The sequence below is a fragment of the Nocardia acididurans genome, assembly GCF_016741815.1.
In the GTDB taxonomy this organism is placed as follows: domain Bacteria; phylum Actinomycetota; class Actinomycetes; order Mycobacteriales; family Mycobacteriaceae; genus Nocardia; species Nocardia acididurans.
This window is the reverse complement of sequence record NZ_JAERRJ010000008.1, coordinates 358,973-385,284: the sequence shown is the minus strand read 5'-3', so window position 1 is coordinate 385,284 and position 26,312 is coordinate 358,973. Positions and strand designations below refer to the sequence as shown.

The window sequence follows — 26,312 nt, the reverse complement described above, 5'->3', positions numbered from 1 at the left end:
TACTCCGATCTCGGGATCCGTTGGGCGCAACCAGTACGCCACAGCGTTCCATCGCGCATTTAGGTAAGGCTAGGCAAAGGTACTGTATTTGTGAAGTCGCTGGCGCCGACCGTCACGGCAGCCCCCGTGTAGCTAGTAAGGTGAGCCTTCCCTATAGTAGGCTTGCCTTGGTTTAACGTGTGCCCGACCCCCACCGGGGACGGCGGCGTAACCGGGCATGTCGCAGGCGAATTCGCCCGCGACAGCTGTCCACGTTGACTTGTCTGCCAGGAGTTTGCTCTCGTGCCGCTGCCATCTGAATCCACCACCTCCGGCAGCGGACCCACCGGCAAGCCCGCGACACCACCCAAGATCGAGGACGTGCTGGCGCTGAGCCCCCTGCAGGAGGGCCTGTTCTCGCTGGCCAAGGTCGCGGGCGAGGGCGATCTGTACCTCATGCAGTTCGTCGTCGAGATCACCGGACCGCTGGACGCGGCGGTGCTGCGACGCAGTGCCGAGGAGATCCTGCGCAGGCACGCCAATCTGCGCGCCGCCTTCTGGGATCGCAACGTGCCCAAGCCGGTGCAGATCATCCCCGCCGCGGCGCAGCTGCCCTGGTTCGAACGGAGCGCCGACGCACGGGAATTCGAGGCCATCCGCGAATCGGAGTCGCGCCGCGGTTTCGACCTGGCCGCCGGTCCGGTCATGCGCATCGTGCTGGTCGCCCTGCACGACGGTACCCACCGGATGATCCTCACCGCCCACCACATCCTCATGGACGGCTGGTCGCTGGGCGTGTTCTTCCGGGAACTGTTCGCCATGTACTCCGCCGGCGGCTCGCCCGCCGCGCTGACCGCCCCGCGCCCCTACCGCGACTACATCGGCTGGCTGGCCGCCCGCGACAACGCGGCCACCCTGCGCAGCTGGTCGGACTATCTGGCAGAGGCCGAGCCGCTGTTGCTCGCCGATCGCGCCGACTCCGAAGTGAATACGATCGTGCCGACGATCGACAAGCAGACCCTCGACGCCGCCGCCACCGAACGCCTGCAGCAGTGGGCGCGCGCCAACGGGCTCACCATGAACACGGTGGTGCAGTACGCGTGGGCGGTTGTGCTCGGCCGCCTCACCGATCGCGACGATGTCGTCTTCGGCACCACGGTGTCCGGCCGCCCCGACGATCTGCCCGGCGTCGAGACGATGATCGGCCTGTTCATCAACACCGTTCCGGCGCGCGTCCGCCTCGATGCCCTGGATGCCGTCGAGGGCGGGGTGGGCCGGGCGCTCGCCGCGCTCCAGCGGGAAGCCGCGCCCATGCGCGATATCGGCTATGTCAGCCTCTCGCAGATCCAGCGCGAAAGCGGCCGCGGCGCACTGTTCGACACGCTGTTCGTCTTCGAGAACGCGCCGGTCGCGGATGTGCTGCGTCCCATCGCCGCCGCCGACGGCACCGGCTTCCGGCCCATCGCCTCGGAGAGCATGACCCACTACCCGCTGGCCGTGGTGTCCTACGTGCTAGACGGTGAACTGGCCGTGGTGACCGAATCGGTCGACGCCATGCTCGGTGAACTGTCCGGCGCGGATGTCGGCGCACGCGTGATCGCGGTGCTCGAGCAGCTCCCGGAACTCGGCGACCGGGGCCGCGCCGCCCTGGATGTGCTGCTGCCGCAGGAACATCCGCAGCCGGGCCGCGCGGTGGCCGAGGATGTCGACGGTGCGACGGTGCCGGAGCTGTTCGCGCGGCAGGTCGCCGCGACCCCGGACGCGCTCGCGCTGACCACCGCCACCGAGCGCTACACCTACCGCGAGCTGTCCGACGCCGTCCTGCGCGTCGCGGCGGGCCTGGTCGCCCGGGGTATCGGCGCGGAAGACGTGGTGGCGCTGGCCATGCCGCGCACCGCGCGCGCCCTGATCGCGATTCTCGCGGTGCAGGCGGCGGGCGCGGCATACGTGCCCATCGACCCGGGCCTGCCCGGCAGCCGCGTGGAATCCATTGTGCGCCAGTCCCGCTCGCGGATGATCGTGGTCGACGGCGCGCCGGTGGACGCTCCCGAGGTCGAGCAGGGCATCGTCGGGTACGCGGACCTGGTCGCCGATCAGCCGCTCACCGCGGCGGTCCCGGTGCCGGCCGACAGCGCCGCCTACCTGATCTTCACCTCCGGCTCGACCGGAGAACCCAAGGGCGTCATCGGAACCCACTCCGCCGTGAGCGCCTACTTCGGTGATCACCGCGAGCGCGTGTACCGTCCGGCGGTCGCCCGCCTGGGTCGCCCGCTGACCATCGCGCACGCCTGGTCGCTGAGCTTCGACGCGTCCTGGCAGCCGCAGATCGGCCTGTTCGACGGGCACCGCGTCCACCTGTTCGGCGCGGAGGACATGCGCGACGCCCAGGGCCTGGTCTCGGGTATCGCGCGGCACGGCGTCGACATGATCGACACCACGCCGTCGATGTTCGCGCAGCTGTCCGCCGCCGGACTGGGCGGGGAGGCCGCGCCGCTGGCGGTGCTCGCCCTCGGCGGCGAGGCGATCGGCCCCGCGCTGTGGAAACAGTTGTGCGCCATGCCCGATACCGCCGTCTACAACTGCTACGGGCCGACCGAGACCACCGTCGAAGCTGTGGTCGCCTCGGTGCACGACCCGCGCGCCACCCCCACCATCGGCGTTCCCAATATCGGTACCGCCGCCTACGTGCTCGATTCGCATCTGCGCCCGGTCCCCGACGGCGTGGTCGGTGAGCTCTACCTGGCCGGTGGCCAGACCACCCGCGGCTACGTGGGCCGGTTCGCGCAGACCGCCGACCGGTTCGTGGCGAATCCGTTCGCCACGGGGTCCCGCATGTACCGCACCGGAGATCTGGTGCGGCGCAGCCGGACCGGGACGCTGCTGTACCTGGGTCGCGCCGACGACCAGGTCAAGATTCGCGGCTACCGCATCGAGCTGGGCGAGATCGAATCGGCGCTGCTGGATCAGCCCGGCGTGGAAACCGCCGCCGTGCTGGTGGTGCGTCGCCCGTCCGGACCGGTGCTGGTCGCCTTCGTCACCGGGATCGACCCCGCCGACGAGGTGTTGAAAAAGGGTCTGGCACAGCGCCTTCCGTCCTACATGACACCGCACCGCATCCTGGGCGTCGACGTCCTGCCCACCAACAGCAATGGCAAACTCGACGCGCGCGTGCTGCAGGCGCTGGCGGTGCGGGCCTTCGAAACCCAGACCGCTGTGGTGCTTCCGGCCACCGACACCGAACGCGCGCTGTGCGCCACGATCGCCGAACTGACCGGCGGCGCGGAGCCCAGCGTCGAGGCCGATCTGATCGAACTCGGCCTGGACAGCATCGTGGCCATCTCGCTGGTGAACGCCCTGCGTCGCAAGCAGATCGTGGTCACCCCGCGGATGGTGCTGGGCGCGAGCACAATTCGTGACCTGGCTGCCCGCGTCGACGCGAGCGCCGAAGCCGGTCCGGTCGCGACCGACGACGGGTACGGCCCGGTCGGCGAGGTGCCGATCCTGTCGTGGATGCACGAGCACGGCGGCTACCGGCGACTGTCGTTGAGCACCCTGCTCGAACTGCCCGCGGGCGTGGACCAGCCGCGCCTGACCGCCGTCCTGCAGGCGCTGCTGGACGGTCACGATCTGCTGCGCGCCAAGTTCGTGGAGACCGCCACCGGCTACGACGTGCGCACGCGCGAGCCCGGGACCGTCTCGGCCGAGGCGCTGCTGACGCGGGTCGCCGTGCCCGGCGCGGTCGCGGACCTGCTCGCCGAACACGCCGACAAGGTTGCGGGCGAGATCGATCCGCTGTCGGGTGAGCTGATGCGGGCGGTGTGGTTCGCCCGCGCCGACGGTCCCGACCTGCTGCTGCTGACCATCCACCACCTCGCGGTGGACCCGGTGTCCTGGCACATCATCTGCGCCGACCTCGAGGAGAGCTGGTCGCGGGTCGCGGGGGCCGCCGCCGGTGTCGTGGCTGAGATCGCACCGCCCGCGGAATTCACCCGCTACCGCACCTGGGCCGACCGGATGCGTACCCGCGCGGGCCACGAGGACGTTGCCGCACAACGGGATTACTGGATCTCCCGCACCACCGGTGCGGATCCGGCGCTGGGCGCGCGCAAGGCCGACCCGGCCCAGGACGTGAGCGGCAGCCACCGCGTCCACCCGGTCGCCGTCGACTCGGCCCGCACGGTCGATCTCCTGGCCGCCCTCGGCGACGAGCAGACCGGACTGCGCGAATTCCTGCTGGCGGCGGTCGCCCTGACGCTGGCGACCTGGCGCACCGAACGCGGGGAGGACCCCTCCGGCGGCGCGTACCTGGCCATCGAGGGCCACGGCCGCGAGGATGCCGTACTCGGCGACGATATCGACACCACCCGCACCGTCGGCTGGTTCACCAGTATCTTCCCGGCCCGCTTCGCGGCCGGTGCCGAGAGCCTGGACATCGCTGCGGCACAGCGGGATCCGGCCCGCGTCCGGCAGCTGCTCGACACGATCGCGCGCGAGGTCGCGGCCGTCCCCAACAATGGCGCCGACTACGGTCTGCTGCGCTATCAGGCCGCCGTCCCCGAGCTCGCCGCCGCACCCGAACCCCAGGTGCTGTTCGACTTCCTCGGCCGGATGGACCTCGCCGGCGCGAACCGGCCGTGGGCCCCGGTGGCCGATCTGGATCTGCTGACCCGGCTCCCGCTGGCTCCCGAACCGGATTTCCCGGTGCGCCAGGCCCTCGACGTCATCTGCGGCGTGCACGCCGGGCCGGACGGCCCGCAGCTGGTGGCGCTGCTGCGCTGGAGCGACACCGTGCTGACCGCGGCCGAGGTCGAACGGCTCGCCCAGCTGCTGACCACGGCGGTGACCACCCTGCACACCGCGCTCACCGCGGACCGGGCCCTGCCCACCGCGTAACACCCGGACTTCCCTGACCCGCTTCGATTCGAAGGACCGCCATGCCAGAGGACACAGCCCAGACCGTGCTCGAGCGTCGCAAGCAGCTGCTCCAGCAGCGCCTGCGGGAGCAGCAGCTCAAAGCCGCCGCGCCCGAACCGGTTCCGGCGCGGGACCCGGGCGCGCCCAGTCCGCTGTCGGCGGCGCAGCGGCGGATCTGGTTCGTGCAGAACCTCGACCCGGCCGACACCGCCATGAACGTGTGCGTGGCCTACCGGCTCACCGGTGAGCTCGACGCGGATCGGCTGCGTCAGGCGTTCGAGACGCTCAGCGCCCGCCACGAGGTCCTGCGCACCACCTACCACGTCGGCGAGGACGGCGAGCCGTACCAGATCGCCTCGGCCGACGCCGGTGCCGCGTTCAAACAGCACGATATGACCGCCCTGCCGCAGGCCACCCGCGAGCAGCGCCTGCCCGCACTGATCCAGCGTGAATTCGCGCGCCCGTTCAGTCTTTCCGCCGACGCGCCGCTGCGGGCGACCCTGCTGCGCACCGACGCGGCCGAACACATCCTGGTGCTGGTCGCGCATCACATCGGCTGGGACGACAGCTCGTGGCCGGTGTTCTTCACCGAGATCAACCACCTCTACCGCGGCGCGGACGCGAATGCCCTGCCCCCGTTGACCGCCCAGTACATCGACGTCGAGACCGGGGCCGCCGCCGCCACCGAATCCGAGGCCGATATCGAATTCTGGCGCGGCGCACTGACTCCCGTGCCGTCACGGGTGGATCTGCCCGGCACGCGCGCACTCTCGCGCTCCTCGAAGGCCGATCGCCGGGTGCGTGAGCTGCCCGCCGGTCTGATGGACCGGGTCGGCGAGTTCGCCCGCGCCCGCTCCGCGACCCCGTTCACCGTGCTGCTGAGCGCGTACCAGGCGCTCGTCCAGCGCTACACGGCCGCAACGGATTTCCTCGTATCGGTGCCGGTGACCAACCGGCGCGACAATGCCTCGCAGGCGCTGATCGGCTACTTCGGCAACACCGTGCTGGTGCGGTCCACGCCCGATCCGGCCATGTCCTTCACCGAGCTGGTCGATGGCACGCGCGACACCAGCGCGGGCGCGTTCGGTCACCAGCATGTCGGTATCGACCGGGTGATCCGCACGATCGGCGCCGAACGCAGCGGCGGCCGCGACGCGCTGGCCAACCTCGTCCAGCTGAGCTTCAGCGTCCGCGGTGACGCCAACCGCTTCGACCTGCCCGGTGTGGTCGCCGAGGAACTGCCCTACGGCACCGCTGTCGGACAGGAAGAACTCGGCCTGATGGTCGTGCTCGACGACGCGGGCGTGCGGGTCGAGGCCACCTACCTGGTCGACGAACTCGACGGCGATCTCATCGCGGACCTGCTCGACAACTACGCGCAGCTGCTCGATCGCGCGCTCGCCGAGCCGGAGCGGCCGCTGCGCACGGTGAACATCCTGCGCGACGGCGATCACGCGCGTATTCTCGAGCGCTCCTCGGGTCCGCGGGTCGACGACAACGCCACCACCATCGTCGATCTGCTGGCCGCGCAGATCGCCGCCACGCCCGACGCCGAGGCGCTCGTCTCGGATACCGAGCGGCTGACCTACCGCGAGCTGGGACAGCGGGTGAACCGGCTGTCCCACTGGCTGATCGCACGCGAGGCCGGACCGGAAACCGTTGTCGCACTGCGCATGACGACCTCGGTCGAATTCGTCGTCGCCGCGCTGGCCGTGCTGCGCGCGGGCGCGGCCTACCTGCCGATCGACCCGGCCTACCCGAGCGACCGCATCGAGTACCTGCTCGACGACGCCGCCCCCGCGCTGGTGCTGGACGCGGCGGCGCTCGCCGCGGTGGAGCAGGACGCCGCCGAGCTCTCCGACCAGGACCCGGCCGACGCGGACCGCACGCGCCCGCTGCGGCCGTCGAATATCGCCTACGTCATCTACACCTCGGGCTCGACCGGTAAGCCCAAGGGTGTTCCGGTGCCGCACAACGCGATTGCCGAACACCTGATCGGCTTCCAGGCCCAGTGGGGCCTGACGCCCGCCGATCGCATGATGCAGTCGACCTCGGTGAGCTTCGACGCCTCGCTCGCCGATATCTTCGTCCCGCTGATCAGCGGCGCGACCGTGGTCGTGCCGAAGCCGAACGCCTTCCGCGATCTGGACTACATCACCGAATTCGTTGCCCGCCACGAGGTCTCGGTGCTGCACATGGTGCCGTCCATGCTCGCCACCTTCCTGCTGCTGCCGGGCGTGAGCGATCTGCGGTCGGTGCGCCGCGTCGTCGTCGGCGGTGAGGCGCTGCCCGGCGAGGTCGCCGACCGGTTCGCCGGAGTCTTCGACGCGACTCTGCGCAATCACTACGGTCCCACCGAGGCCGTGGTGTGCTCCACCCACCGCGATATCGCCGGTCCGCAGGGCGCGGGGATCGTCTCCATCGGCAACCCGAACCAGAACGTGACCGCCTACCTGCTCGACAGCGCACTGCAGCTGGTGCCGGACGGCGTGGTCGGCGAAATCTACCTCGGCGGTGCGCAATTGGCGCGCGGCTACCTCGGCCGTGCGGGTCAGAGCGCCGAACGCTTCGTGGCCGATCCGTTCGCGCCGGGCGGGCGGCTCTACCGCACGGGCGACCTGGCCCGCCGCGACGCCGACGGTGCGCTCGAATTCATCGGCCGCGCCGACGAGCAGGTCAAGATCCGCGGCTACCGCATCGAACTCGGTGAGGTGGAGGCGGCGATCAGCGCGCGCCCGGGTGTCGCGCACTGCGTGGTCATCGTCGCCGAGCACGAGATCTCCGGTCCGATCCTGGCCGCCTACGTGGTGGCCGAACCGGAGGTCACGCTGGATCTGGATACCGTGCGCACCGGCCTCGAGGCGGTGCTGCCCGCACACCTGGTGCCCTCGGCGTTCACGCTGATCGACGAGATCCCGCTGACCGCGCACGGCAAACTCGACAAGCGTGCGCTGCCCGCGCCGGAACTGGCGGTGGCACGCGAATACCGCGCTCCCGCAACGCCTACCGAGATCCGGCTGGCGGGCCTGTACGGCAGCCTGTTCGAACGCGACACCATCGGCGCGGACGATTCCTTCTTCGATCTGGGCGGTCACTCACTGCTCGCGGCGCGGCTGATCACCATGATCCGGGCCGAGTTCGGCATCGAGATCGATATGCGGGTGCCCTTCGACAAGCCGACGGTCACCGGGCTCGCGGCGCATCTGGTCGCGGCGTTCCGCAGCGAATTCGGTATCGACATCGACGAATTCAGCGAGATCGGCGCGGCGGCGGAGGCGGCCGCGCTGCCGCAGACCGCGACCCGGCCCGAGCTGGGCGGGCGCACGCGCCCCGAGTACCTGCCGCTGTCCTACTCGCAGCGCGCGTACTGGCTGCAGCGGCGGCTCGAGGGCGCCATCGACGGTGAGAACGTCACCTACCCGGTGCGTTTCGACGGCCCGCTGGATATCGCGGCCCTGCGCGCGGCGCTCGACGACGTGGTGGCGCGGCACGAGTCGCTGCGCACCACGTTCCCTGAGCACGAAGGCAATCCGTACCAGCTGATCCACCCGTTCGAGTCGATCGAGGTGCCGCTGGAGGACATCGGCTCCGACCCCGAGCGGCTGCGCGCGGAACTCGACGCCGACGCCGCCTACGTGTTCGACCTGGGTTCCGAGGCGCTGCTGAAGCTGCGCCTGCTGGCCGTCGGTCCGCAGACCCATGTGCTGTCGATCCTGATGCATCACATCATCGCCGACCGCCGGTCCTGCCAGATCTTCGTCGAGGACCTCACCCGCGCCTACCGGGCGCGAGTGCGCGGGCAGGCGCCGGAGTGGACCGAATTGGCCATCCAGTTCGCCGATTTCGCCCTGTGGCAGCGGGAGATCTTCGATCGCGGCGCGGATCGCCAGGTGAGCGCGTACGGGCAGGCGCAACTCGACTACTGGCGTGACGCCCTGTCCGGGCTGCCGGATGAGATCGCGGTCGCGCACGACAAGCCGCGTCCACCGGTGCTGGGCCGCAACGGTGTCAGCGCCGCGCGGACCGTCTCCGCCGCGACCTGGGATCGGCTGCGGGTACTGGCCGAGGAGACCAGCGTCACCGAGTTCATGCTGTTCCAGGCCGTCAGCGCGGTGGTGCTGAACGCGCTCGGCGGTGGCGAGGATCTGGCGATCGGCGCGGCGGTGGCCAACCGTATCGGCGAGGCCACCGACGAACTGATCGGCCTGTTCGCCAATGTGGTCGTGCTGCGCAACGACCTGTCCGGCGAACCCACCCCGCGCGTGGTGCTCGACCGGGTGCGCGAGGCCTCCCTGGACGCCATCAGCAAGCAGGGCGTGCCGTTCGAGCGGCTGGTCGAAACCCTCAATCCGCCACGGTCTCTGGCCCGCAACCCGCTGTTCCAGGTGATGATGCACTTCCGGCATCAGGTCTCCGAACACGATTTCAGCGGTGACGGGGAGGTCGTGATGAACGGCATCGCCGGGTACTACGACGTGTCCTTCATGGATTTCCACTTCGACTACAACGTGATGAACAACGGCGAGCTGGCCGTGCGCATCGTGGTGAACCCGGACCTGTACGAGGCCGCCACCGCGGACGTGTTCGTCGACGTGCTCGCCCGGGTGCTCGAGGCGTTCGCCGAGCAGGCCGACGTGCCGGTCGCCGCACTGAATGTGGTTCCGGAGGGCTGGGATTCGAGCCGCTCGGTGGTGCACGAGGCGAATGCCGCCGCGGCGGACTGGTACAACGTGGGCGCGGGCGATCCGCCGCGCACCGAGACCGAGCGCACCCTGGTGGCCATCCTGGAGGAACTGCTCGGGATCACCGAGATCACCCGGGACGACGGCTTCTTCGGCCTCGGCGGCGACAGCGTCATCGCCATCCAGTGGGCCGCGCGCGCCACCGAGGAGGGCCTGCCGCTCAATCCGCAGCTGGTATTCGAGCACTTCACCATCGCCGACCTGGCCGCGGCGGTGGACGAGGTGATCGCCAACCCGCCGGCGGAGGAGGCGCCGGCGGCGGAGCACGCGCCGATGTCGTTGTCGGGCTTGGATTCCGACGCGCTGGCCGCGCTGCAGGCCGACTGGGGCGCGCAGGACTGACCGCGAGAACCGAACGGCCCCGGCCGATCCGAAAGGATCGACCGGGGCCGTTCGCTGTGGTGGGTTCGCTCAGTGGGTGGCGGTGCCCGACACCTCGGATACCAGCAGCTCCGGCCGGGCCACCGGCAGCGCCGCTCCGGCACGAGTCTTGGCGTACAACGCGATTCGGCGGTCCACGCGGACGTCGAAGGTGCCGATCTTGCGCCAGTCGTACTTGGTGATGGCGCGCTGGATCGCGATATTGCGGTGATCGGGATCGAGCAGGATCCGGCCGCATTCCGGCTCGGCGGCGAACAGAGCCGCGCCGAGATCGCGCAGCCAGCCCGACATGAGACCGCGCCCGGTCAGCGCCGGATCGGCCGTGGCGATGTGCACGCCCACGTCGTGGCCGTCGCAATCGTAGAGGTTTCCGATCTCGTCGCGGGCCGCGCGGTACAGCTCGACATAGGCGATATCGCGCACCCCGAGTTCGGGCTGCCCGAGCGCGGCGAAGTCGAAGGCGAGAATGCAGGGGCGCGAATAGGTTCCGGCCAGCTGCGCCTCCCAGTCCTGGCGGCGGCGGTCGGCCGACCACGCCTGCTCCCAGGTCTCGAGCAGGTGCGGGCGGGCCATCCACTCCTCCAGCATCGCCGGATCGTCGCCCTGCGGGTCCGCGAGCCGCAGCGCGAAGGACGCGTCGAAGACCGGCAGCTCGGGCGCGGGGATCCGGCGGATCGCCTCCGGAGCGTCGAGCAGCTCACGGGCCAGTCGATAGGGGGTCCCGTGGTGCTCCATCGGGCATGGCTCCCTTCAGGTAGATGGATCTGTTGGTACGCGGAAGCGGGCGAGCCTCAGCGGGCGTTCGCCGCCGGGGATCCGATGATGATGCTGCCGACATTGCATTCCTCGAGCTCGTCGACGCCGGTCGCGCCGACGAACGCCGCGGTGTCACTGAAGCCCTGGGCGCAGGTGCCCAATCCCATGGCGGTGGCGGCGAGATACACGGTCTGCATGAGCACGCCCACATGCTTGAGGATGCTCGCGTAGGCCACCTGCTCATAGGTCCACATGACGCGACCGGAGCGGGCGGCGACCACCAGGACCACCTGCGGCAGACCGCCGTCGGCCAGGGTGGCGGAGGTGGAGCTGATCAGTTTCTGCACCGCCGGGGAATCGATCGGCGCGACCGGGCGCAGCACGTGATCGAACGAATCGTAGTGGTACATACCGGATTCCAGGCCGGACACATGCCGGATGATCGGGTAGATCTCCAGTTCGTAGACGCTGCCGCCCGATGGGTAGGGCCGGGACACGAGCTCCTCGCCGGGGCCCGCCGAACGCACGCCACGGGTGCGCGCGGCGCGGTAGAGCAGCTCGCCGAGCTGATCGGCGGTGATCGGCGCGGCCTCGTCGAACGCGCGGCAGGAGTAGCGGTCCTCGAGCACATCGGTGAGGCTCGGATCGGTGATGCGCAGCGAATCCAGGTCCGGCGCGGTGAGCGCGACGGCTTCGCCCGGATACGCGGGCTTGCGCGCGATCGGTTGCGGGAAGGACGGTTTCGCCCACTTGGTCGGGCCGAAGTGCTCCCAGGTCAGGGTGCGGGGGCCGAGCGTACTGCGCCGGTGGAACCACAGGTCCGGGGCGCTCCAGCTGCGGGTGGTGAAGCGCTCGTCCTCGGAATCGGTTGCGGCGACGGTGAATCCGCCCCAGCGCAGATCCTGGGCGAGCCGGGCGACGAGCTCGGGGTCCAAGCCGCTATCCGCGGGGGACTGTCCGCCCAGCAGCGCCAGCACCCGCGCGTCGTGGACCCGCAGATCACACCAGGACAGCGGATGCTCGAGCACGAATCCGTCGCTGTCCCGGTGCAGCAGAGCGAATTTCGAGAGTGTGTCGGGGCGCGGATCGCCGTCGGCGGAGCGGGCCGGGGGAGTGGTGAACGGCCGGATCGTGTACAGCTCCCGGTCGCCGTCGCGCACGGTGGTCGCCAGCCAGCCCTCGGCGGTCAGCTCGTCGAGCAGGGCCCCGACGTCGGGATCGGCCGCCTGCTCGGCCTCCAGCGGACCGGCCTTGAGAATTCGCATGGCCTGCAACCGATTCGGCGACAGCGCGGGCAGATCCTTGCGTTTGGGCGGATCCAGCAGCAGCGCGCCGTCGGCGGTCAGCAGACAGGTGACACCCTCGCGCAGGGCATACCGGTCGCGGGTGGACGTGGTGTTCACGGACATCTCGGCTTCCCTGTGGTCACTTCGCGGCATTGACGAGCGCGGGCGAAATCTTGTCGAGGATGTAGGGGATCGTCAGCACGGTCGGCTGATTGACGACGGTGATCTCCTGAACCGTGAGGAACACCACGGCATCCTTCTGCACCGCCGGGAGATTCGCGTAGCCGGGCAGCGCGCGGTACTTCTCGTCGAAGTTGCCCGAGTAGCCGGCCAGCAGCAGATCGGACTGCAACTCCTCGAGCCGCTCGGTCGACAGCGACGCACGGCCCTGATTGGCCGGGAGCGCGAGAATATTCGCCGGAATGGTCAGGCCCAGCTGGGTGAACACCTTGCCGGAACCGTCCCTCGGATCGGCCAGCACCATCAGCTGCGAGGCGCTGCCCAGCCAGGTGCTGGCGTAGGTCTTGCCGCGCAGGCCGGGGTTGGCGGCCGCGAGCCCGTCGATCTTGGCATTGAGGCCGTTCACCACCTGGGTGGCCTTGTCCTGCTCGTGCACGATTTTGCCGAGGGTGGTGACCAGATCCTGCCAGGGGCTGGTGATCTCCGCGCCCAGGCCCGCCACGGTCGGCACCACCTTGGACAGGTCGCCGTAGCGCTTCTCGTCGGCGATGAAGTTGTCGACCAGGACCAGGTCGGGTTCGAGCGCGATGACCTGTTCGACGATATTGCCGGTGCTGGAGATGGACTTCGAGCCGCCGAGGCGGTCGGGCTGCCAGGGGGCGCGGCCGTCGCCGATGATGGCGACGTTGTCGAGGTAGCCGACCGGCGTGATATCCAGCGCCAGCACCGTGTCCAGCCACTGATTACCCAGGGCGACAATGCGTTTCGGGGCGCCGGTGATCTGGGTTTCGCCGCGGGCGTGCTGGACGGTGACCGTCGCGCCCGCACCGCCGCTCTCGTCCTCGGCCGATCCGCACGCGCTGACGCCGACGGTCAGTGTCGCGATGACGGCGAGGATGCCGAGCCGGATCCACCGTCTCGAAGTCTGCGTGGACCCCATGTCTTCCAATCCTTTCGGCGCGCGCCGCGAGCGCGGCAGGCCGCAATGGCCATTCGAGAAGGTTAGCCTACCCAATCTCGCCGGTGGATTTCGGTGCGCGTCCGGAGTCCGCGCTGGTAGGCGGGCTGGATTCGCTTGCGACGCAAGCGCTCATTTGGCACGTGCTATAACCTTAGTCAGTAATTAGGTTAGCCTTCCCTAGGGGAGGACGAACAGGAGAACCCGATGTCGAGCCCCCTCGGATGGATGCGCAAGTTCCACAGACCACCCACCCCGGGCGCGGCCCCCTTGGTCATCTGCCCCCACGCGGGCGGCGGAGCCTCCACCTATCGGCCCTTCTCCCAGGCCCTGAGCACCACCTTCGACGTCGCGGTCTTCCAGTACCCCGGCCGTCAGGACCGGGCCCGCGAAACCCCCAAGGAGACGCTGGCCGAGGTCGCCGCGGGCGCCTTCGAGGAATTCGCGCGCTCGCCGCTGAACAACGGCGTCCCGCTCACCATCTTCGGCCACAGCATGGGGTCCATCGTGGCCTTCGAATTCACCCGGCTGATCGAGAAGGCCGGAATCCCGGTGCGCCTGCTGGCCGTCTCCGGCGCCGTCGCACCCTGGCGCTGCGCCGAGATGCCGCCGCATCCCACCGAGGACGAACCGCTGCTCGACCATATGGCCGGACTCGAGGGCACCGGCGCGAACATCCTCGGCAACCGTGACCTGATGCGCATGGCACTGCCCGCGCTCAAGGCCGACTACGCCGCCTTCGACCGCTACACCTGCCCGAAAGACGTTGTGCTGCAGGCCCCGATGCACGCCCTCGGCGGCAGCGACGACGAATACGTCACCATGGGCGACCTGTACGCCTGGCAGGACCACACCACCGCGCCGCTGCAGGTGACCATGTTCGACGGCGGCCACTTCTACCTGAACCAGCAGGTCGCGGGCATCACCGAACTGCTGAACGCCGAACCCGCGGTGGCCCTGCGATGACCGAGGATCCGATCGTCATCGCCGGGATGGCGGTCGAAGCGCCCGGCGGCGTGACGACCCTGTCCCGGTACTGGCAGGCCCTGGCCGACGCCGAGGACCTGATCGGCCCCTTCCCGCGTGATCGCGGCTGGCCGATCGCCCAGGTGCTGCGGCTGTCCCAGGACAACGACGGCTGGAGCACCGTGCGCGACGCCGGTGGCTTCCTCACCGGCGCAGCCGATTTCGACGCCACCTTCTTCGGGATCTCACCGCGCGAGGCCGTGGCCATGGATCCGCAGCAGCGCGTCGGCATGCGAACCGCGTGGCGGGCGCTCGAGAACACCGGCATCAACCCCGGCGAGCTCGCGGGCGACGAGGTCGGCGTGTACATGGGCGCGTCGTGGACCGATTACGGCCCGTCGCCGTCGACCGTGAACGAGCACAACGGATATCGCGCGACCGGCATGGCACTGGGCGCGGTGGCGGGGCGCATCTCCCATGCCCTCGACGTGGCCGGGCCGTCGTTCACCATCGACACCGCGTGCGCGTCGTCGCTGTCGGCACTGCACCTCGCCGCCGCGGGCATCCGCAACGGCGACTGCGAGTGGGCGATCGCGGGCGCGGTCTGCGTCATGGGATCGCCGGGCGGCTTCTTCGAATTCTCCAAGGCGAACGCGCTGTCGACCGACGGCCAGTGCAAGCCGTACTCCGCCGACGCGAGCGGCACCCTCTGGGGCGAGGGTGCGGGAGTCGTGGTGGTGGAACGCGAATCACGAGCGCTCGAACTGGGCCACCGCATCTACGCCCGCGTACTGGCGACCAGCGTCAACCACAACGGTGGCCGTGCGCCGATCGCGGTACCCAGTGCGGAGGCGCAGGAACGGCTGGTCCGCAAGACCGTCGCGCGCGCCGGCATCGACGCGGCGCTGGTCGACATGATCGAGGGGCACGGCACCGGCACCGCCGTCGGCGATCCACTCGAACTCCAAGCCCTGCAACGGGTTTACGGCGCCGCGCCGGACGCCGCGCCGCTGCTCGGCTCGGTGAAGTCCAACCTGGGTCACGCCCAGGCCGCCGCCGGCATGCTGGGTCTGATCAAGGTGCTGCTGTCCGGCATGCACGGGCAGATCCCGCCGACCCGCTTCGCCGACAACCCCACCACCGCCGTCGACTGGGACTCCTCGGGTCTGCGACTGGCCGCGAAACTCGAACGCTGGGACGCACGAGCAGGCGTGCGCTACGGAGCGGTGTCGTCGTTCGGTGTCGCGGGCACCAACGCGCATGCCATCGTCGCCATGCCCGAGCAGGAGAACCATGTCTAGCTATCTGCTTCCCGACGGCACGATTCCGGTCCTGCTCTCGTCGGATCACCCCGACCTGCTGCGCCGCGAAGCGACCGCGCTGCTCGGCTATCTGCGCGAACATCCCGGCGTGCAGCCCGGTGCGGTCGCGGACATGCTGTTCCGCACCCGCACGCCACGCCGCCACCGCGCGCTGGCCATGGTCGGTGACCGCGCCGAACTGCTCGCCGCGCTGGAGTCGGTCGCCGCGGGCGACCCGCATCCGAGCGTCATCGCCTCCGACGGTGCGGCCAAGCCCCGGCGCATCGGCTACGTCTTCCCCGGTCAGGGCAGTCAGCGTCCCGGTATGGGCCGCATGCTGTACCAGCACTCCGAAGCCTTCCGCACCGCCGTCGACGAATGCCAGGCGGTGTTCGACGAACTCTTCGGCATCTCACCCCGCGCCTACATCTTGGCCGAGGAAGAGGTCGACGACGATGTGAAGATCGTGCAGCCGGCGCTGTTCATGCAGATGATCGGCCTGGCCGCGATGTGGCGTGCCGCGGGCGTGGATCCCGCCGCGACGGTCGGCCACAGCCAGGGCGAGATCAGCGCCGCGGTCGTGTCGGGACTGATGAGCCTGGCCGACGGCGTGCGCGTGGTCACCCTGCGCGCCAACCTCGTCGACAGCCTCGGTCTCGAGGGGTACTCGATGGCCGTGGTCGGCGTCGACCGCGACGAATGCGAGGCGCTGCTGGCGCGCTACTCCGGCTGGGCCGAGCTGTCGGTGGTGAACTCCGCCCACGTGCTCGCCATCTCCGGTGACCGGTCGGCCATCCTGCACGTCGTCGAAACCCTCACCGCGCGCGGCACTTTCGCCAAGGAGATCCGGGTCGCCTACCCGGCGCACACCTCCTTCGTCAGCAAGTTCCGCGACGAGTTCTGCACCAGCCTGACCGGCAAGCTCGACAGCCCGGACTTCGCGGCCACCTCCGTGACCTGCTTCGGCGCGACGCTGGGCGCACCGATCACGCCGGACCTGCCGGTGGGCGACTACTGGTACTGGAACCTGCGCAACCGGGTGCGGTTCGATCAGGCCGTGGCCGAGGCGACCGCCGAGGTGGACACCTTCGTCGAGATCGCCGACCATCCGGCTCTGCTGCTGGCCATGCAGGAGACGCTGTCCACCGTGCCGGACGGCCTCACCCGGGGATTCCAGACGCTGGGCACCTCCCGCCGCACGGCGACCGATCTGCGCGAATTCACCCGCAGCCTCGCCACGGTGGCCGTCAACGACGCGAACTACACCTGGGGCGCGCTGCGCGCCGGGCCGATCGTGAAACGGCCCCCGCTGCTCGATTTCCCCAATACCCAATGGAATTCGAAGCCCATGTGGGCTCCGTTCGAGTACGTCACCGACCCGGCCGCCGAGGCCGAGTTCACCGCCACGCCCCTCCGGGCGCGTGAGGAGTGGGTGCGGCTCGAACGCCGTCGCCAGGTGCCGCCGCGCACCCTGAAACTGATCGATTCGTCCGGCGAGAACGCCGAACTGATCGCGGCCATCGGCGACGGAGCCGGGCGATTCGGGGCGAAGATCGTATCCGACGGCGACGCGACGGCTTTCGACACCGCCGTCGTATTCCTGCCCGCCGATGGCGATCTCGCGGCCTCGTTCGCCGAATTCGCGACCACCGCCTGGCTGCCCGCACTCGACGGGGTGCAGAACGTCTGGCTGGTGACCGCAGGCGGCGAAGCGGTCGTCCCCGGCGATGAGCCCGATCTGTTCCACGCCGCGGCCCAGGCCGGATTCCGTTGCCTGGCACTCGAACACCTCGGTGTCTCGTTCCGGCACGTGGACCTGCTCGCGGCCGCCGCGCTTCCCGACGCCGCGAAAGCGGTACTGAGCGCGGTCCACACCGCCGACGAACCCGAGATCGCCTTCCGCGGTGACGGCGTCTACGCCAAACGCCTCACCGCCGACCCCGTCGAGACCTCGACCGAGCCGGTCACGGCCCGGGAGATCGTGATCATCGGCGGCACCGGCAAGATCGGCCTCGACTGCTGCGAGCACTTCGCCCGTACCGGGGCCGCCCGCATCACCCTGGTGAGCCGTTCGGGCGGCAATGACGAAGCCGCCGAACGGATTCGGCGCATCGCCCGCGACACCTCGGCCGAGATCGTCGTGCGCACAGCCGATATCACCGATACCGGTTCGCTCGAGGCCCTCGCGACCGCGCACGGCGCGCACCCGATCGACCTGCTGATCCACGCGGCCGTCGACTACACCGCCGCCGCGGCCACCCCCACCCCGGAGGCGGTCGCCGCCGCGGTGGCGGCCAAGGTGGGCGCGCTCGACGACCTCCTCGGCATTCTCCCGCTGGCCTCCGACGCCCGAATCCTGCTGTGCTCCTCGCTGTCCGCCACCATCGGCGGCCGGGGCCACCTCCTCTACGCGGCCGTCAACCGCATGCTCGACGTGGCCGCGACCCGGCGGCGGGCGGCGGGCGTCGCCTGCTCCTCGGTGCAGTGGGGTCTGTGGCGCGAGGTCGGCGCCGACCACGCCGACGCGCTCGCGGCGATCAGCGCCACGGGGCTGTTCCCCATGAACGCCACCGCCGCGATCGAAGCCGGCTTCCACGCGCCGGCGGGCAATCACCTTGTGGTGGCAGCGGATTGGTCCCGCATCGCCGAACTGTTCGGCGTCTACGGATTCGCTCCGCTGTTCACCGAGCTCGAGGAAATCCCGGCACCGGTCATGGCGACCCCGCGCGCCGCAGGCGGCTCGTCGGCCACCGCTGCGGCCGCGACCGTCGACACCCCGGCCGCACCGGCCGAGGCGTCGACCCCGGCGGAACCGGCACAGTCCGACAACGGAACCACCGCCGAGCGAGTGCGATTCGCCCTGCGCACGGTCATGGGCCTCGGCGCGGGCGAGGCAATCGACGGATCGACCCCCCTGGTGGCCCTGGGCTTGGACTCCCTGCAAGCCCTCGACCTCCGCAAGCGAATCGCCGTCGACCTGAAGCGCGACCTGCCGGTCACCGCCATCCTCGGCGGTGCCTCCTTCGACGAGGTCGTGGCCCTGCTCGGCACATGATCCGGTACCACCGAGCATGATTCGCGGGTCGAGGCAGATCACCATCGCCTCGACCCGCTGTCGTCATCCCCGGCGCTATAACCAGTCGTTCCTGCGGAGTCGCCAGTACAGCACGCCGCACAGCGTGATGATCAGGATCAGCGCATAGGGGTAGCCCAGATTCCAGGACAGTTCGGGCATGTGCTCGAAATTCATGCCGTAGATGCCGGCGATCATGGTGGGTATCGCCGCGATCGCCACCCAGGCCGAGATCTTTCGCATATCGGTGTTCTGCTGCAACCCGACTCGGGTGAGGTTCGCGCTGAGGATGCTGTCGAGCAGGGCTCGCAAGCCCCGCACCCGGACGGTCATACCGCGCACGTGCCGATCCATCTCGCTCAGGCCCGCCGTCCCCAGCCAGCGGCCGTAGGCGTCCTCGCTCATCCACGCCGGAATTCTGCGCCGCGCCAACCGTTCCAGCGGTTCATCGCCGAGCGGTGCGACGACCTGCTCCAATTCCGCTATGGCGCGGCGCAATTGATAGATCCGCTCGACCGGATTGCCGCGCGCCCTGGAAAAGACCTCGCGCTCGACACGCTTGATATCGCGGTCCAGATTCTCCAGTACGTCGAGATAGCTGTCGATCACCGCATCGGTGGCCGCATGAAACGCCGCCAGCGACCCACCGTGCGGCCCGGCCTCGGCCACGCTGTCCGAGAGGGCCTGCCGGACAGGGGCGTCCGCGGCGCAGATGGTCACCAGGAATTTCGGCCCGACCGCCAGCACGACATCGGTCAGCTCGACACTCTCGCCGCCCAGAACGTAACGCCCCGCCCGCAATGCCAGCACCACCGCCTCACCCGACACCGTCAGGATCGGCCAATACGGTTCGGCCAGAACATCTTCGAATGCCGTCGCCACCAGACCGACGGCCCCTTCGATCCGCGCCACCTCGATCTCACTCGGTTCACCCGCGGCAATCCAGGTGAACTCCTCGAATACCCGCTCTCCATCGGTCACAGCGGGCGAGGCTACCAACCGGCGACGCGCTGGGTGAATCGGTCGGCGACGCCGTCCTCCTCGACTCGTGTAGTGGTTTCGCTCGGTCCGAGTGCTCAGCGGGCCAACCACCCGGCGAAGCGTTTGGTCAGAAACGGCATGATTCCCCACACCATGGCCGCCACCGCGACCGGCAGAATGCACGCCAGTCGCAGCGGCGTGGGGAGTCCCTCCAGCAGCGGTTCGCTGACAGTGATCAGCACAGTCAGCATCGGGTACAACCCGATCAGCGTCAGCAGCCAGAACTTCCACTTCGGCGGGTGCGATGCGCCCCCACCGATCGTCGCTTCCTCTCGGTCGTCCCGAGTTCCCTCACTCACCGACATGGTGTTCCTTCCTCTGCTTTCATTTCATGACGTAGACGATGCGGCGTGCGCAAGTGTGACATCGCACGGTCCGGACAGCCGGAAACGTGGATCGCGATCGCGGCAAGGCGACCGACTGTGCTTCGGAAATTCGCGTGCTCCCTTGTCCGCGTGCCTCCTAAGATCCGATCTTGTGTTTACCCGTCCTGCGTTCATCGGTGACGAGGCGATCGCGCACGCGGTCGCTACGCATTGGTTGCGGGAGGTCAGCGATATCCGCTACCTGCCATGGGGTTTCGGTGCACATCATTGGAGAGTGGTCAGTGCGGGCACCACGGTGTTCGTCACGTTGGACCAGCTGGGGCCGCGGCATACCGCCACGTCTCTGGAAGCCGCCTACGCCGGCGCGGCGGCGCTGGCCGCGGCGGGGTTGGACGTGGTGTGCGCACCGCTGCCCGCGCGGTCGGGACAGTTCACGGTCGATGTCGGGGTCGGTGCGGTGAGCGTGACGCCGTGGCTGTGGGGGAGCACCCCCACCGAGGCGCAGGCCCGTGCGCCACAGCATGTTCGCGACGTCGTGCTGGCGCTGGATGCTCTACATCGTGCCGTCCCGCCCGAGGGCCTGCGATTCTGGACCCCGCAGGTCGGCCCAGGCTTCGCCGACGAGTTGCGAGCCCGCACCGCCGAGCCTTGGACGAGCGGCCCGCTGGCGGAGCGTGCCCGGCTCGCCATGGCCGGACGCATCGACGCGATCCAGCACTGGACCGACCGCTACCTGGAGCTGGCCGATGCGGCATACTCCCGACGGGACACGTGGGTACCGACCCACGGCGAGCCGCACAACGACAACCAGGTCGTGACCGCTGCCGGTGTGCGGCTGGTCGATTGGGAATCCCTGGCTCTCGCACCACGCGAACGCGATTACGCCGACCTGCTGAACGTGGCGCACGACCAGTTGCACCCCGACCCACAGATGGTGGAGCTGTTCGCACTCGACTGGCGGATCTCCGAAATAGCCGAATACGCACGCTGGTTCGCCGCTCCGCACCGCGGCACCGAAGACGACCACACCGCTCTGGGCGGATTGCTCGAAGAATTGGCCGACTGAATTCCCGGCCGGGCGACGGCTACCGTTGATCATCATGGGCCACAACGACATCGAGGTCACCGCGGATGCCGTCGAGCTGATCCGCGACCGCCCGTACCCGCGGCTACGCCGCCCTGCAGCGCCTCACCGCCACCACGGGGTGAGGGCGGTGTCGCGTTCGGCGTTCGACAGTGCCGGGCTGGTGCCAAGATCGCGGCATGCGCAATGGAATCTGCTCGAAATGCTCGGCTACCACGATTTTCGCGTCCCAGAACGGGCTGCGGCTGGGCGACTATACGCACGCCGTCGTGATGCCGCACACCGGTCCCGGGTTTCGCGGGATCCTGCGGGGGCACAACACTGCCGGTCTGTGGCAGTTCGTCTGTACCACCTGCGGATATCTGGAGATGTACGTGCTCGATGGGGAGGCGCTGGGTGTGATCGCGCAGCAGTGGATGCCGGTACCGAGGTCCTGAGGGCGGCGCGCGCCCTGGGTGTCAGAGGGCGTCCACCGGCCCTCGCCGGGCACGGCTGATCAGTGCGGCCAGCAGGACGATGCCAGTGATGACGAGGACGTGGGCGGTGAACAGGACGAGCATGGGGAGGGCGAAGCCCTCGTTGGTGAGGGTGCCGTGTTCTCCTACGCAGTAGAGGGTGTAGTTGGTGGAGGTGCCCTCGGAGTCGTGCCAGGTGTCGGAGACGACCATGGGTTCGACGGTGCCGGGTGGGCAGAACAGGGGTGCGGTGAGTTTCGCTTCACCGGGCCAGACGGCCACGGGGACGATGGTGGAGAAGGCGCCGGCGACGAGGCCGGTCGACAGGGCCGCGGTGAGTGGACGGGGCATCGGCTACACCTGCTGTGCTCGAAGGAAAGCGCCGGTGCGGTCGAATTCGGCGACCACCTCCGAGCGAGGTGACACGATATTGGCGACGATGCGGATCTCGCGCTCGAAACGGCTCACCACGAGGACGGTGACCTGGCCGTCGGGTATCTCGCTGCGGGCCAGGGCGGTGTCGACGATGTCCTCGATGCGGGACAGCCCGGGGACCTCGCTGACGGCGAAGTTCTCGCCGTCGAGGTCGTCGAGGGCGGAAACCCGCACCGGGCGTGGCGAACCGAGGTCGCCGAGGGTGAAGGAATAGTCGTCGAGCTGCCGGGACCGGTCGGGCGGGCGGACGCGCAGCCGCACGGTGGGTTCCCGGGCGGTGAGGGGATCGCCGCCGGACAGGAATCGGGTCACCTGATCGGGCTGGTTGTTCAGCACGAGGCGGAACTGGGTGGAATTCGGTGCGGTCAGCAGGATGAGGTTCGCCTCCAGATCGGTGGCGCCGATCCGATCGCTCAACGCGGTGATGGCCGCCCGGGGTAGCTCGCTCACCAAACCGCCGCCGCGAGTGCGTATCTCGTGCTCGAAGTCCGCGCGGTCCACCGCGCCGACGCATCCGCTGGTGGCGCCCAGCACAACCAGACATGCCAGGACCCGTAACCCTCTGCCGCGACGCATGATCGGAATGCTAAGGCCTGCGGCGCAAACTGACTTGTCGGCCTGCGGCGCGGCTGGTAGATCAACGGGCATGGAGCGTTTTCTGGTTACGGGCAGCGCGGGGCATCTCGGTGAGGCACTCGTCCGGGTGCTGCGGGAACGCGGGCAGGATGTGGTCGGGCTGGATGTGCTCGACTCGCCGCATACGACGATCACCGGATCCATCACCGACCGGGAGGTCGTGCGGCGCGCACTCGACGGCGTCACCCGGGTCCTGCACACCGCCACCCTGCACAAGCCGCACGTCGGCTCGCACCGGCGGCAGGACTTCGTCGACACCAATGTGACCGGCACGCTGACCCTGCTCGAAGCCGCCGCCGACACCGGTGTCGAGAGCCTGGTGTTCACCAGCAGCACAAGCGCTTTCGGGCGGGCGCTCACCCCCGCGCCCGGCCAACCCGCCGCGTGGATCACCGAGAAGGTGCCTCCGGTGGTCCGTAATATCTACGGCGCCACCAAGATCGCGGCCGAGGACCTGTGCGAGCTCGCCGCACGTGATCAGGGCCTGCCCGTGATCGTGCTGCGCACCTCGCGATTCTTTCCCGAGCAGGACGACCGCGACGAGGTACGCGCCCACTACGCCGACGACAACCTCAAGGTCAACGAATTCCTGTACCGGCGGGTGGATCTCGCCGATGTGGTCGACGCCCATCTGCTGGCCGCCGAACGTGCCCCGGACCTCGGGTTCGGCCGCTACATCATCAGCGCCACCACCCCGTTCCTCCCGGGTGATCTCGCGGAACTCGCGGTCGACGCGCCCGCGGTCCTGGCGCGCCTGTACCCCGACATCGCCGCGGACTACCGGCGGTGGGACTGGCGTATGTTCCCCACCCTCGATCGCGTCTACGTCAACGACCGCGCCCGCCGCGACCTGGGCTGGACCCCGCGCTACGACTTCGGATCGATGATCGATCGGGTCCGCGCGGGCCGCGAACCCCGCAGCGAGCTCGCCGTCGACGTCGGCGCGAAGGGCTACCACGCGGGCCCGACCGGGGTGTACACCCTCTGACCCGCACCGGCGGAATCGCCTGCGTGCCAACACAACCGCCATGCGATGTTCGGCGAATGTTCGCCGAGCCGAGCACCGGCGATTCCCCGGTGTGGGATCCTCGACATGCCGCTCGTCATGAGGAGGAACGATGACCGCAGGTGGTTACGGACAGAGCCCAGCGCAGCGAGTGGGCGTCACGCCCGCGGGAATCGGAGTCCGGGCCATCGCCCGGTTCATCGACTGGATCATCGCGGGCCTCATCGGCGCGGTCCTGTTCTGGCTGCTCGACCGCGTCGCCGATATCCCGAGCTGGATCTCCATCCTGCCCGGCGCGGCGTTCGGGTTCCTGTACTTCGTGGTATTCGAGGTCGCGACCGGCGCCACGCCGGGCAAGAAGATCCTCGGCCTGCGGGTCAACGGGGCCGGGGGAGCGCCCACACCGAATGTGAAGGAATCGGCGCTGCGCAACGCCTACATGCTGTTCAACCTGATCCCGTGGGTGGGCGGCATCCTCTGGTTCTTCGCCGCCATCGGCATCGGGCTCACCGTCAGCATGAGCTCCACCAGGCAGGGCTGGCACGACAATGTCGCGGGCGGCACCCAGGTCGTCAAGGACTGACGCGGGTCAGTCGATCGTCGCGTCCCACCAGGCGACCATGCCGGAATTGGTGCCGGTGCCGCGATAGGCGTTGAAGCGTTCGCTGACGCGCGCGGCCCGGTCGGAGGTGCCCAGCGGCAGGTGCAGGTCGATATCCAGCCACGGCTCCACCGTGAGCACCGCGGCCTCGTCGCGCGAAAAGCGTTTGGACGCCGTGATTTCCACGACGTCCGCACCGTGCACGTAGAGCCCGCTGGAGCGGGCGGTCGCGCCCAGCGGATAGGGCTGGTGGGTGCGCCCGCCGGGCGATGTGCTGGACGCGGCATCGTCCTCGCACGAGATACGGAACCTGCGCGGCGTGAAGTCGAGACCGGACGGGGTGGCGACGGTCATCGACCAGCGGTGGCGGGGGAGCAGCAGCTGTCTGCCGGGTTCGCTGTCGATGTAGACGTGCATGGCGAACCGCAGCGTGAACTCGACATCGGGGAGCTCGTCCGGCCCGCGCGGGTGCACGCGACGCTGCAGGTTCGCGCCGCCGTCGAGCAGTTCGAGTTCCGGAACCGAGGTCGCCGACTTCAGCAGCGACAACAGCTCGTTGCGGGTGGCCGTGCGCGTGGAAGTGCCGGAGCGCCAGGGCACTTCGCTGGTCGCGGTGCCGCCCGGCGTCTTCACCAGGTACGGCGCCCGATCGGTCTCGAACTGCAGGCACACCACCCGACCGTGATCGGTGGGCACATTCAGCACGCTCAGATCCGGGCACACGTCATGGGCGAACCGGGATCGCACCTGGGCCCACCAGGTGGCCGGATCGGTGGAATCGAGCGGCACCACCAGATGCCGGTCCTCGGACAAGCCGATCAACCACAGAATCGGCTGCCCGCCCGCCGCATTCGCCATGGCCGCCAACTGCCGGGCCTTCTCCGGTTTCGGCCACTGCGATTTGGCCTCCACGTAGTCGTCCTCCACCTTGCCGCCCGCGATGACGTGGTTGACGATGTCGTTGACCCGGATCTCGGTGCGAACCTTGTTCACCATTCGAAGGTACGCGGCCGATTCCCCGGCTGCCTGCGGTTTTCCACCCCGCGCCCGGCTAGCCGCCGGTTTGCCCGCACACCGGGCGGGTATGGCCTCAGGACACGGTTGACCAGGAGGTGTGCCATGCCCAAGGAATGGACCGACAAGCAGGAACGACAGTACGAGCACATCCGCGATTCGGCCGAGGATCGCGGGACGAGTGCGAAGCGCGCCAAGGAGATCGCGGCGCGCACGGTGAACAAGAACCGCGCGCAGGCCGGACAGACCAAGACGGCCAGCCGGAGTTCGATGCAGGACAAGTCACCGCAGCAGCGTGGCGGGCAGCGGTCGGGGAAGAAGGGGCCGAAGGGGCCCACCCGCGATCAGCTGTACAACGAGGCGCGGCAGCGCAATATCGAGGGCCGCTCGAAGATGAGCAAGGCGCAGCTGGCCAAGGCGCTCGGGAAGGGCTGAGCCCACCGCGCATTCCGCTCTGCCTGAACCGAGACCGGTTGGGGTCCAGGGGTATTCGATGGTGGTGTGAGCGCGGTCACGGCAGTATGGATTCATGAGTCTGTTGGGGATCGGGGCCGGGGAAGCGCGGCGGCTCGGGCATTCGTGGATCGGCGTGGAGCACACCCTGCTGGGGATCCTGCGCGGCGATCCGGAGGACACCGCGCGAAAAGCATTGGAGCGCGCGGGAGTCGACGTCGCGCTGGTGGAGTCCGAGCTGACCGCGATGGGGGACGCGGAGGACGGCGTGGACACCGTCAGCCCCAATCCGCGCTGGTACGAAATCCTCGGTCGCGCCGAGGGAATCGCGCTCGCACTGGGCGCGGGTGACCCCACCACGGTGCATTTCATCCTTGCGACACTGTGGGATTCACGCCGCTGGGTGCTGACCGAGACCCCGGGCGTGACGCGCTCGGAGATCGTCACCGCCCTGCGGGATCTGGGTGTCGAACTGCCGCGCGCGGCGCTGCCGCATCTGGAGCGCCGCGTCGAGATGCGCACCTATGTCGAATTCCCGGTGGAGGCCCTGGAACCGGTGCTGGGGATCCTGGCGGAGCGGCACCCGCCCGGTAAAGGCCCCACCTGGGGTTTCAACTACAAGGACGACGACACCGCATGCGTGCGCGCCGAGGCGGGTATCGACGTCCAGGCCATTGTCGACGAGGCGACGGCGCGCCTGGACGTGGAATAAGCGCCTGCCCGAC

General features: G+C 69.3%; 19 protein-coding genes. 11 read left to right on the top strand and 8 right to left on the bottom strand.

Annotated features, from left to right (window positions below; translation table 11 throughout):
• Positions 1 to 288: 288 nt before the first annotated feature.
• Complete coding sequence (locus tag JK358_RS22775) at positions 289 to 4,872, top strand: non-ribosomal peptide synthetase (RefSeq protein ID WP_201950275.1); 4,584 nt, start codon at positions 289 to 291, stop codon at positions 4,870 to 4,872.
• A 41-nt stretch (positions 4,873 to 4,913) separates the two neighbouring features.
• On the top strand, positions 4,914 to 9,977 hold the full coding sequence (locus tag JK358_RS22770) for a non-ribosomal peptide synthetase (RefSeq protein ID WP_201950010.1): 5,064 nt from the start codon (positions 4,914 to 4,916) through the stop codon (positions 9,975 to 9,977).
• Positions 9,978 to 10,046: 69 nt separating this feature from the next.
• Here the strand turns inward: JK358_RS22770 and JK358_RS22765 are convergent, their stop codons facing one another.
• From JK358_RS22765 to JK358_RS22755, 3 genes are read right to left on the bottom strand one after another with little or no spacing between them, the layout of a single operon-like run.
• Positions 10,047 to 10,751, bottom strand: a complete 705-nt coding sequence (locus JK358_RS22765; RefSeq protein WP_201950006.1) for a GNAT family N-acetyltransferase — start codon at positions 10,749 to 10,751, stop codon at positions 10,047 to 10,049.
• A gap of 56 nt (positions 10,752 to 10,807) precedes the next feature.
• On the bottom strand, positions 10,808 to 12,181 hold the full coding sequence (locus tag JK358_RS22760; RefSeq protein ID WP_201950004.1) for a SagB family peptide dehydrogenase: 1,374 nt from the start codon (positions 12,179 to 12,181) through the stop codon (positions 10,808 to 10,810).
• 16 nt (positions 12,182 to 12,197) lie between these two features.
• Positions 12,198 to 13,178 carry an ABC transporter substrate-binding protein gene (locus JK358_RS22755; RefSeq protein WP_201949999.1) on the bottom strand — a complete coding sequence of 327 codons (981 nt, stop codon included), beginning with the start codon at positions 13,176 to 13,178 and terminating at the stop codon, positions 12,198 to 12,200.
• 225 nt (positions 13,179 to 13,403) lie between these two features.
• Between JK358_RS22755 and JK358_RS22750 the strand changes: the two genes are divergently transcribed.
• From JK358_RS22750 to nbtC, 3 genes are read left to right on the top strand one after another with little or no spacing between them, the layout of a single operon-like run.
• Positions 13,404 to 14,162, top strand: a complete 759-nt coding sequence (locus tag JK358_RS22750; RefSeq protein ID WP_201949996.1) for a thioesterase II family protein — start codon at positions 13,404 to 13,406, stop codon at positions 14,160 to 14,162.
• Positions 14,159 to 15,463: a beta-ketoacyl [acyl carrier protein] synthase domain-containing protein gene (locus tag JK358_RS22745; protein WP_201949993.1), complete on the top strand. Its 1,305-nt coding sequence runs from the start codon at positions 14,159 to 14,161 to the stop codon at positions 15,461 to 15,463. Before JK358_RS22750 ends, JK358_RS22745 begins: the two co-directional genes overlap by 4 nt.
• Positions 15,456 to 18,518: a nocobactin polyketide synthase NbtC gene (gene nbtC, locus JK358_RS22740; protein ID WP_201949992.1), complete on the top strand. Its 3,063-nt coding sequence runs from the start codon at positions 15,456 to 15,458 to the stop codon at positions 18,516 to 18,518. Before JK358_RS22745 ends, nbtC begins: the two co-directional genes overlap by 8 nt.
• Before the next feature lie 75 nt (positions 18,519 to 18,593).
• Here the strand turns inward: nbtC and JK358_RS22735 are convergent, their stop codons facing one another.
• Entirely contained in the window at positions 18,594 to 19,517 is a 924-nt protein-coding gene (locus JK358_RS22735) for a magnesium and cobalt transport protein CorA (protein ID WP_201949986.1), read from the bottom strand.
• 95 nt (positions 19,518 to 19,612) lie between these two features.
• Complete coding sequence (locus JK358_RS22730) at positions 19,613 to 19,876, bottom strand: putative antibiotic biosynthesis monooxygenase (protein WP_201949983.1); 264 nt, start codon at positions 19,874 to 19,876, stop codon at positions 19,613 to 19,615.
• Positions 19,877 to 20,054: 178 nt separating this feature from the next.
• On the opposite strand from JK358_RS22730, the gene JK358_RS22725 reads away from it, so the two are divergent.
• Together JK358_RS22725 and JK358_RS22720 are read left to right on the top strand one after the other, a co-directional pair.
• Positions 20,055 to 20,969: a phosphotransferase family protein gene (locus JK358_RS22725; protein ID WP_201949981.1), complete on the top strand. Its 915-nt coding sequence runs from the start codon at positions 20,055 to 20,057 to the stop codon at positions 20,967 to 20,969.
• A 197-nt stretch (positions 20,970 to 21,166) separates the two neighbouring features.
• Entirely contained in the window at positions 21,167 to 21,424 is a 258-nt protein-coding gene (locus JK358_RS22720) for a hypothetical protein (RefSeq protein WP_201949979.1), read from the top strand.
• 21 nt (positions 21,425 to 21,445) lie between these two features.
• Here the strand turns inward: JK358_RS22720 and JK358_RS22715 are convergent, their stop codons facing one another.
• Together JK358_RS22715 and JK358_RS22710 are read right to left on the bottom strand one after the other, a co-directional pair.
• A complete protein-coding gene (locus tag JK358_RS22715; protein ID WP_201949977.1) occupies positions 21,446 to 21,793 on the bottom strand; it encodes a hypothetical protein in 348 nt (115 codons plus the stop codon).
• Positions 21,794 to 21,796: 3 nt separating this feature from the next.
• Positions 21,797 to 22,453, bottom strand: a complete 657-nt coding sequence (locus JK358_RS22710) for a hypothetical protein (RefSeq protein ID WP_201949969.1) — start codon at positions 22,451 to 22,453, stop codon at positions 21,797 to 21,799.
• A gap of 70 nt (positions 22,454 to 22,523) precedes the next feature.
• Between JK358_RS22710 and JK358_RS22705 the strand changes: the two genes are divergently transcribed.
• Positions 22,524 to 23,501 (top strand): NAD-dependent epimerase/dehydratase family protein, encoded by a 978-nt coding sequence (locus JK358_RS22705; protein ID WP_201949968.1) that lies wholly within the window; start codon positions 22,524 to 22,526, stop codon positions 23,499 to 23,501.
• A 130-nt stretch (positions 23,502 to 23,631) separates the two neighbouring features.
• Positions 23,632 to 24,102, top strand: a complete 471-nt coding sequence (locus tag JK358_RS22700) for an RDD family protein (RefSeq protein ID WP_201949966.1) — start codon at positions 23,632 to 23,634, stop codon at positions 24,100 to 24,102.
• A gap of 6 nt (positions 24,103 to 24,108) precedes the next feature.
• On the opposite strand, the gene JK358_RS22695 is transcribed toward JK358_RS22700, so the two are convergent.
• Positions 24,109 to 25,113 (bottom strand): AlbA family DNA-binding domain-containing protein, encoded by a 1,005-nt coding sequence (locus tag JK358_RS22695; protein ID WP_201949964.1) that lies wholly within the window; start codon positions 25,111 to 25,113, stop codon positions 24,109 to 24,111.
• Between the two features lie 126 nt (positions 25,114 to 25,239).
• Here JK358_RS22695 and JK358_RS22690 point away from each other — a divergent pair, with 126 nt between their 5' ends.
• A complete protein-coding gene (locus JK358_RS22690; protein WP_201949961.1) occupies positions 25,240 to 25,569 on the top strand; it encodes a plasmid stabilization protein in 330 nt (109 codons plus the stop codon).
• Between the two features lie 94 nt (positions 25,570 to 25,663).
• Entirely contained in the window at positions 25,664 to 26,299 is a 636-nt protein-coding gene (locus tag JK358_RS22685) for a Clp protease N-terminal domain-containing protein (protein WP_201949953.1), read from the top strand.
• Positions 26,300 to 26,312: the final 13 nt, after the last annotated feature.

What these genes read in the sequence shown, in the direction of transcription:
- nbtC (WP_201949992.1), top strand. Translation starts at nt 15,456, where the DNA reads ATGTCTAGCTATCTGCTTCCCGACGGCACGATTCCGGTCCTGCTCTCG.
- JK358_RS22715 (WP_201949977.1), bottom strand. Translation starts at nt 21,793, where the DNA reads ATGCCCCGTCCACTCACCGCGGCCCTGTCGACCGGCCTCGTCGCCGGC.
- JK358_RS22745 (WP_201949993.1), top strand. Translation starts at nt 14,159, where the DNA reads ATGACCGAGGATCCGATCGTCATCGCCGGGATGGCGGTCGAAGCGCCC.
- JK358_RS22755 (WP_201949999.1), bottom strand. Translation starts at nt 13,178, where the DNA reads ATGGGGTCCACGCAGACTTCGAGACGGTGGATCCGGCTCGGCATCCTC.
- JK358_RS22765 (WP_201950006.1), bottom strand. Translation starts at nt 10,751, where the DNA reads ATGGAGCACCACGGGACCCCCTATCGACTGGCCCGTGAGCTGCTCGAC.
- JK358_RS22690 (WP_201949961.1), top strand. Translation starts at nt 25,240, where the DNA reads ATGCCCAAGGAATGGACCGACAAGCAGGAACGACAGTACGAGCACATC.
- JK358_RS22705 (WP_201949968.1), top strand. Translation starts at nt 22,524, where the DNA reads ATGGAGCGTTTTCTGGTTACGGGCAGCGCGGGGCATCTCGGTGAGGCA.
- JK358_RS22710 (WP_201949969.1), bottom strand. Translation starts at nt 22,453, where the DNA reads ATGCGTCGCGGCAGAGGGTTACGGGTCCTGGCATGTCTGGTTGTGCTG.
- JK358_RS22770 (WP_201950010.1), top strand. Translation starts at nt 4,914, where the DNA reads ATGCCAGAGGACACAGCCCAGACCGTGCTCGAGCGTCGCAAGCAGCTG.
- JK358_RS22750 (WP_201949996.1), top strand. Translation starts at nt 13,404, where the DNA reads ATGTCGAGCCCCCTCGGATGGATGCGCAAGTTCCACAGACCACCCACC.
- JK358_RS22700 (WP_201949966.1), top strand. Translation starts at nt 23,632, where the DNA reads ATGACCGCAGGTGGTTACGGACAGAGCCCAGCGCAGCGAGTGGGCGTC.
- JK358_RS22760 (WP_201950004.1), bottom strand. Translation starts at nt 12,181, where the DNA reads ATGTCCGTGAACACCACGTCCACCCGCGACCGGTATGCCCTGCGCGAG.
- JK358_RS22685 (WP_201949953.1), top strand. Translation starts at nt 25,664, where the DNA reads ATGAGTCTGTTGGGGATCGGGGCCGGGGAAGCGCGGCGGCTCGGGCAT.
- JK358_RS22720 (WP_201949979.1), top strand. Translation starts at nt 21,167, where the DNA reads ATGCGCAATGGAATCTGCTCGAAATGCTCGGCTACCACGATTTTCGCG.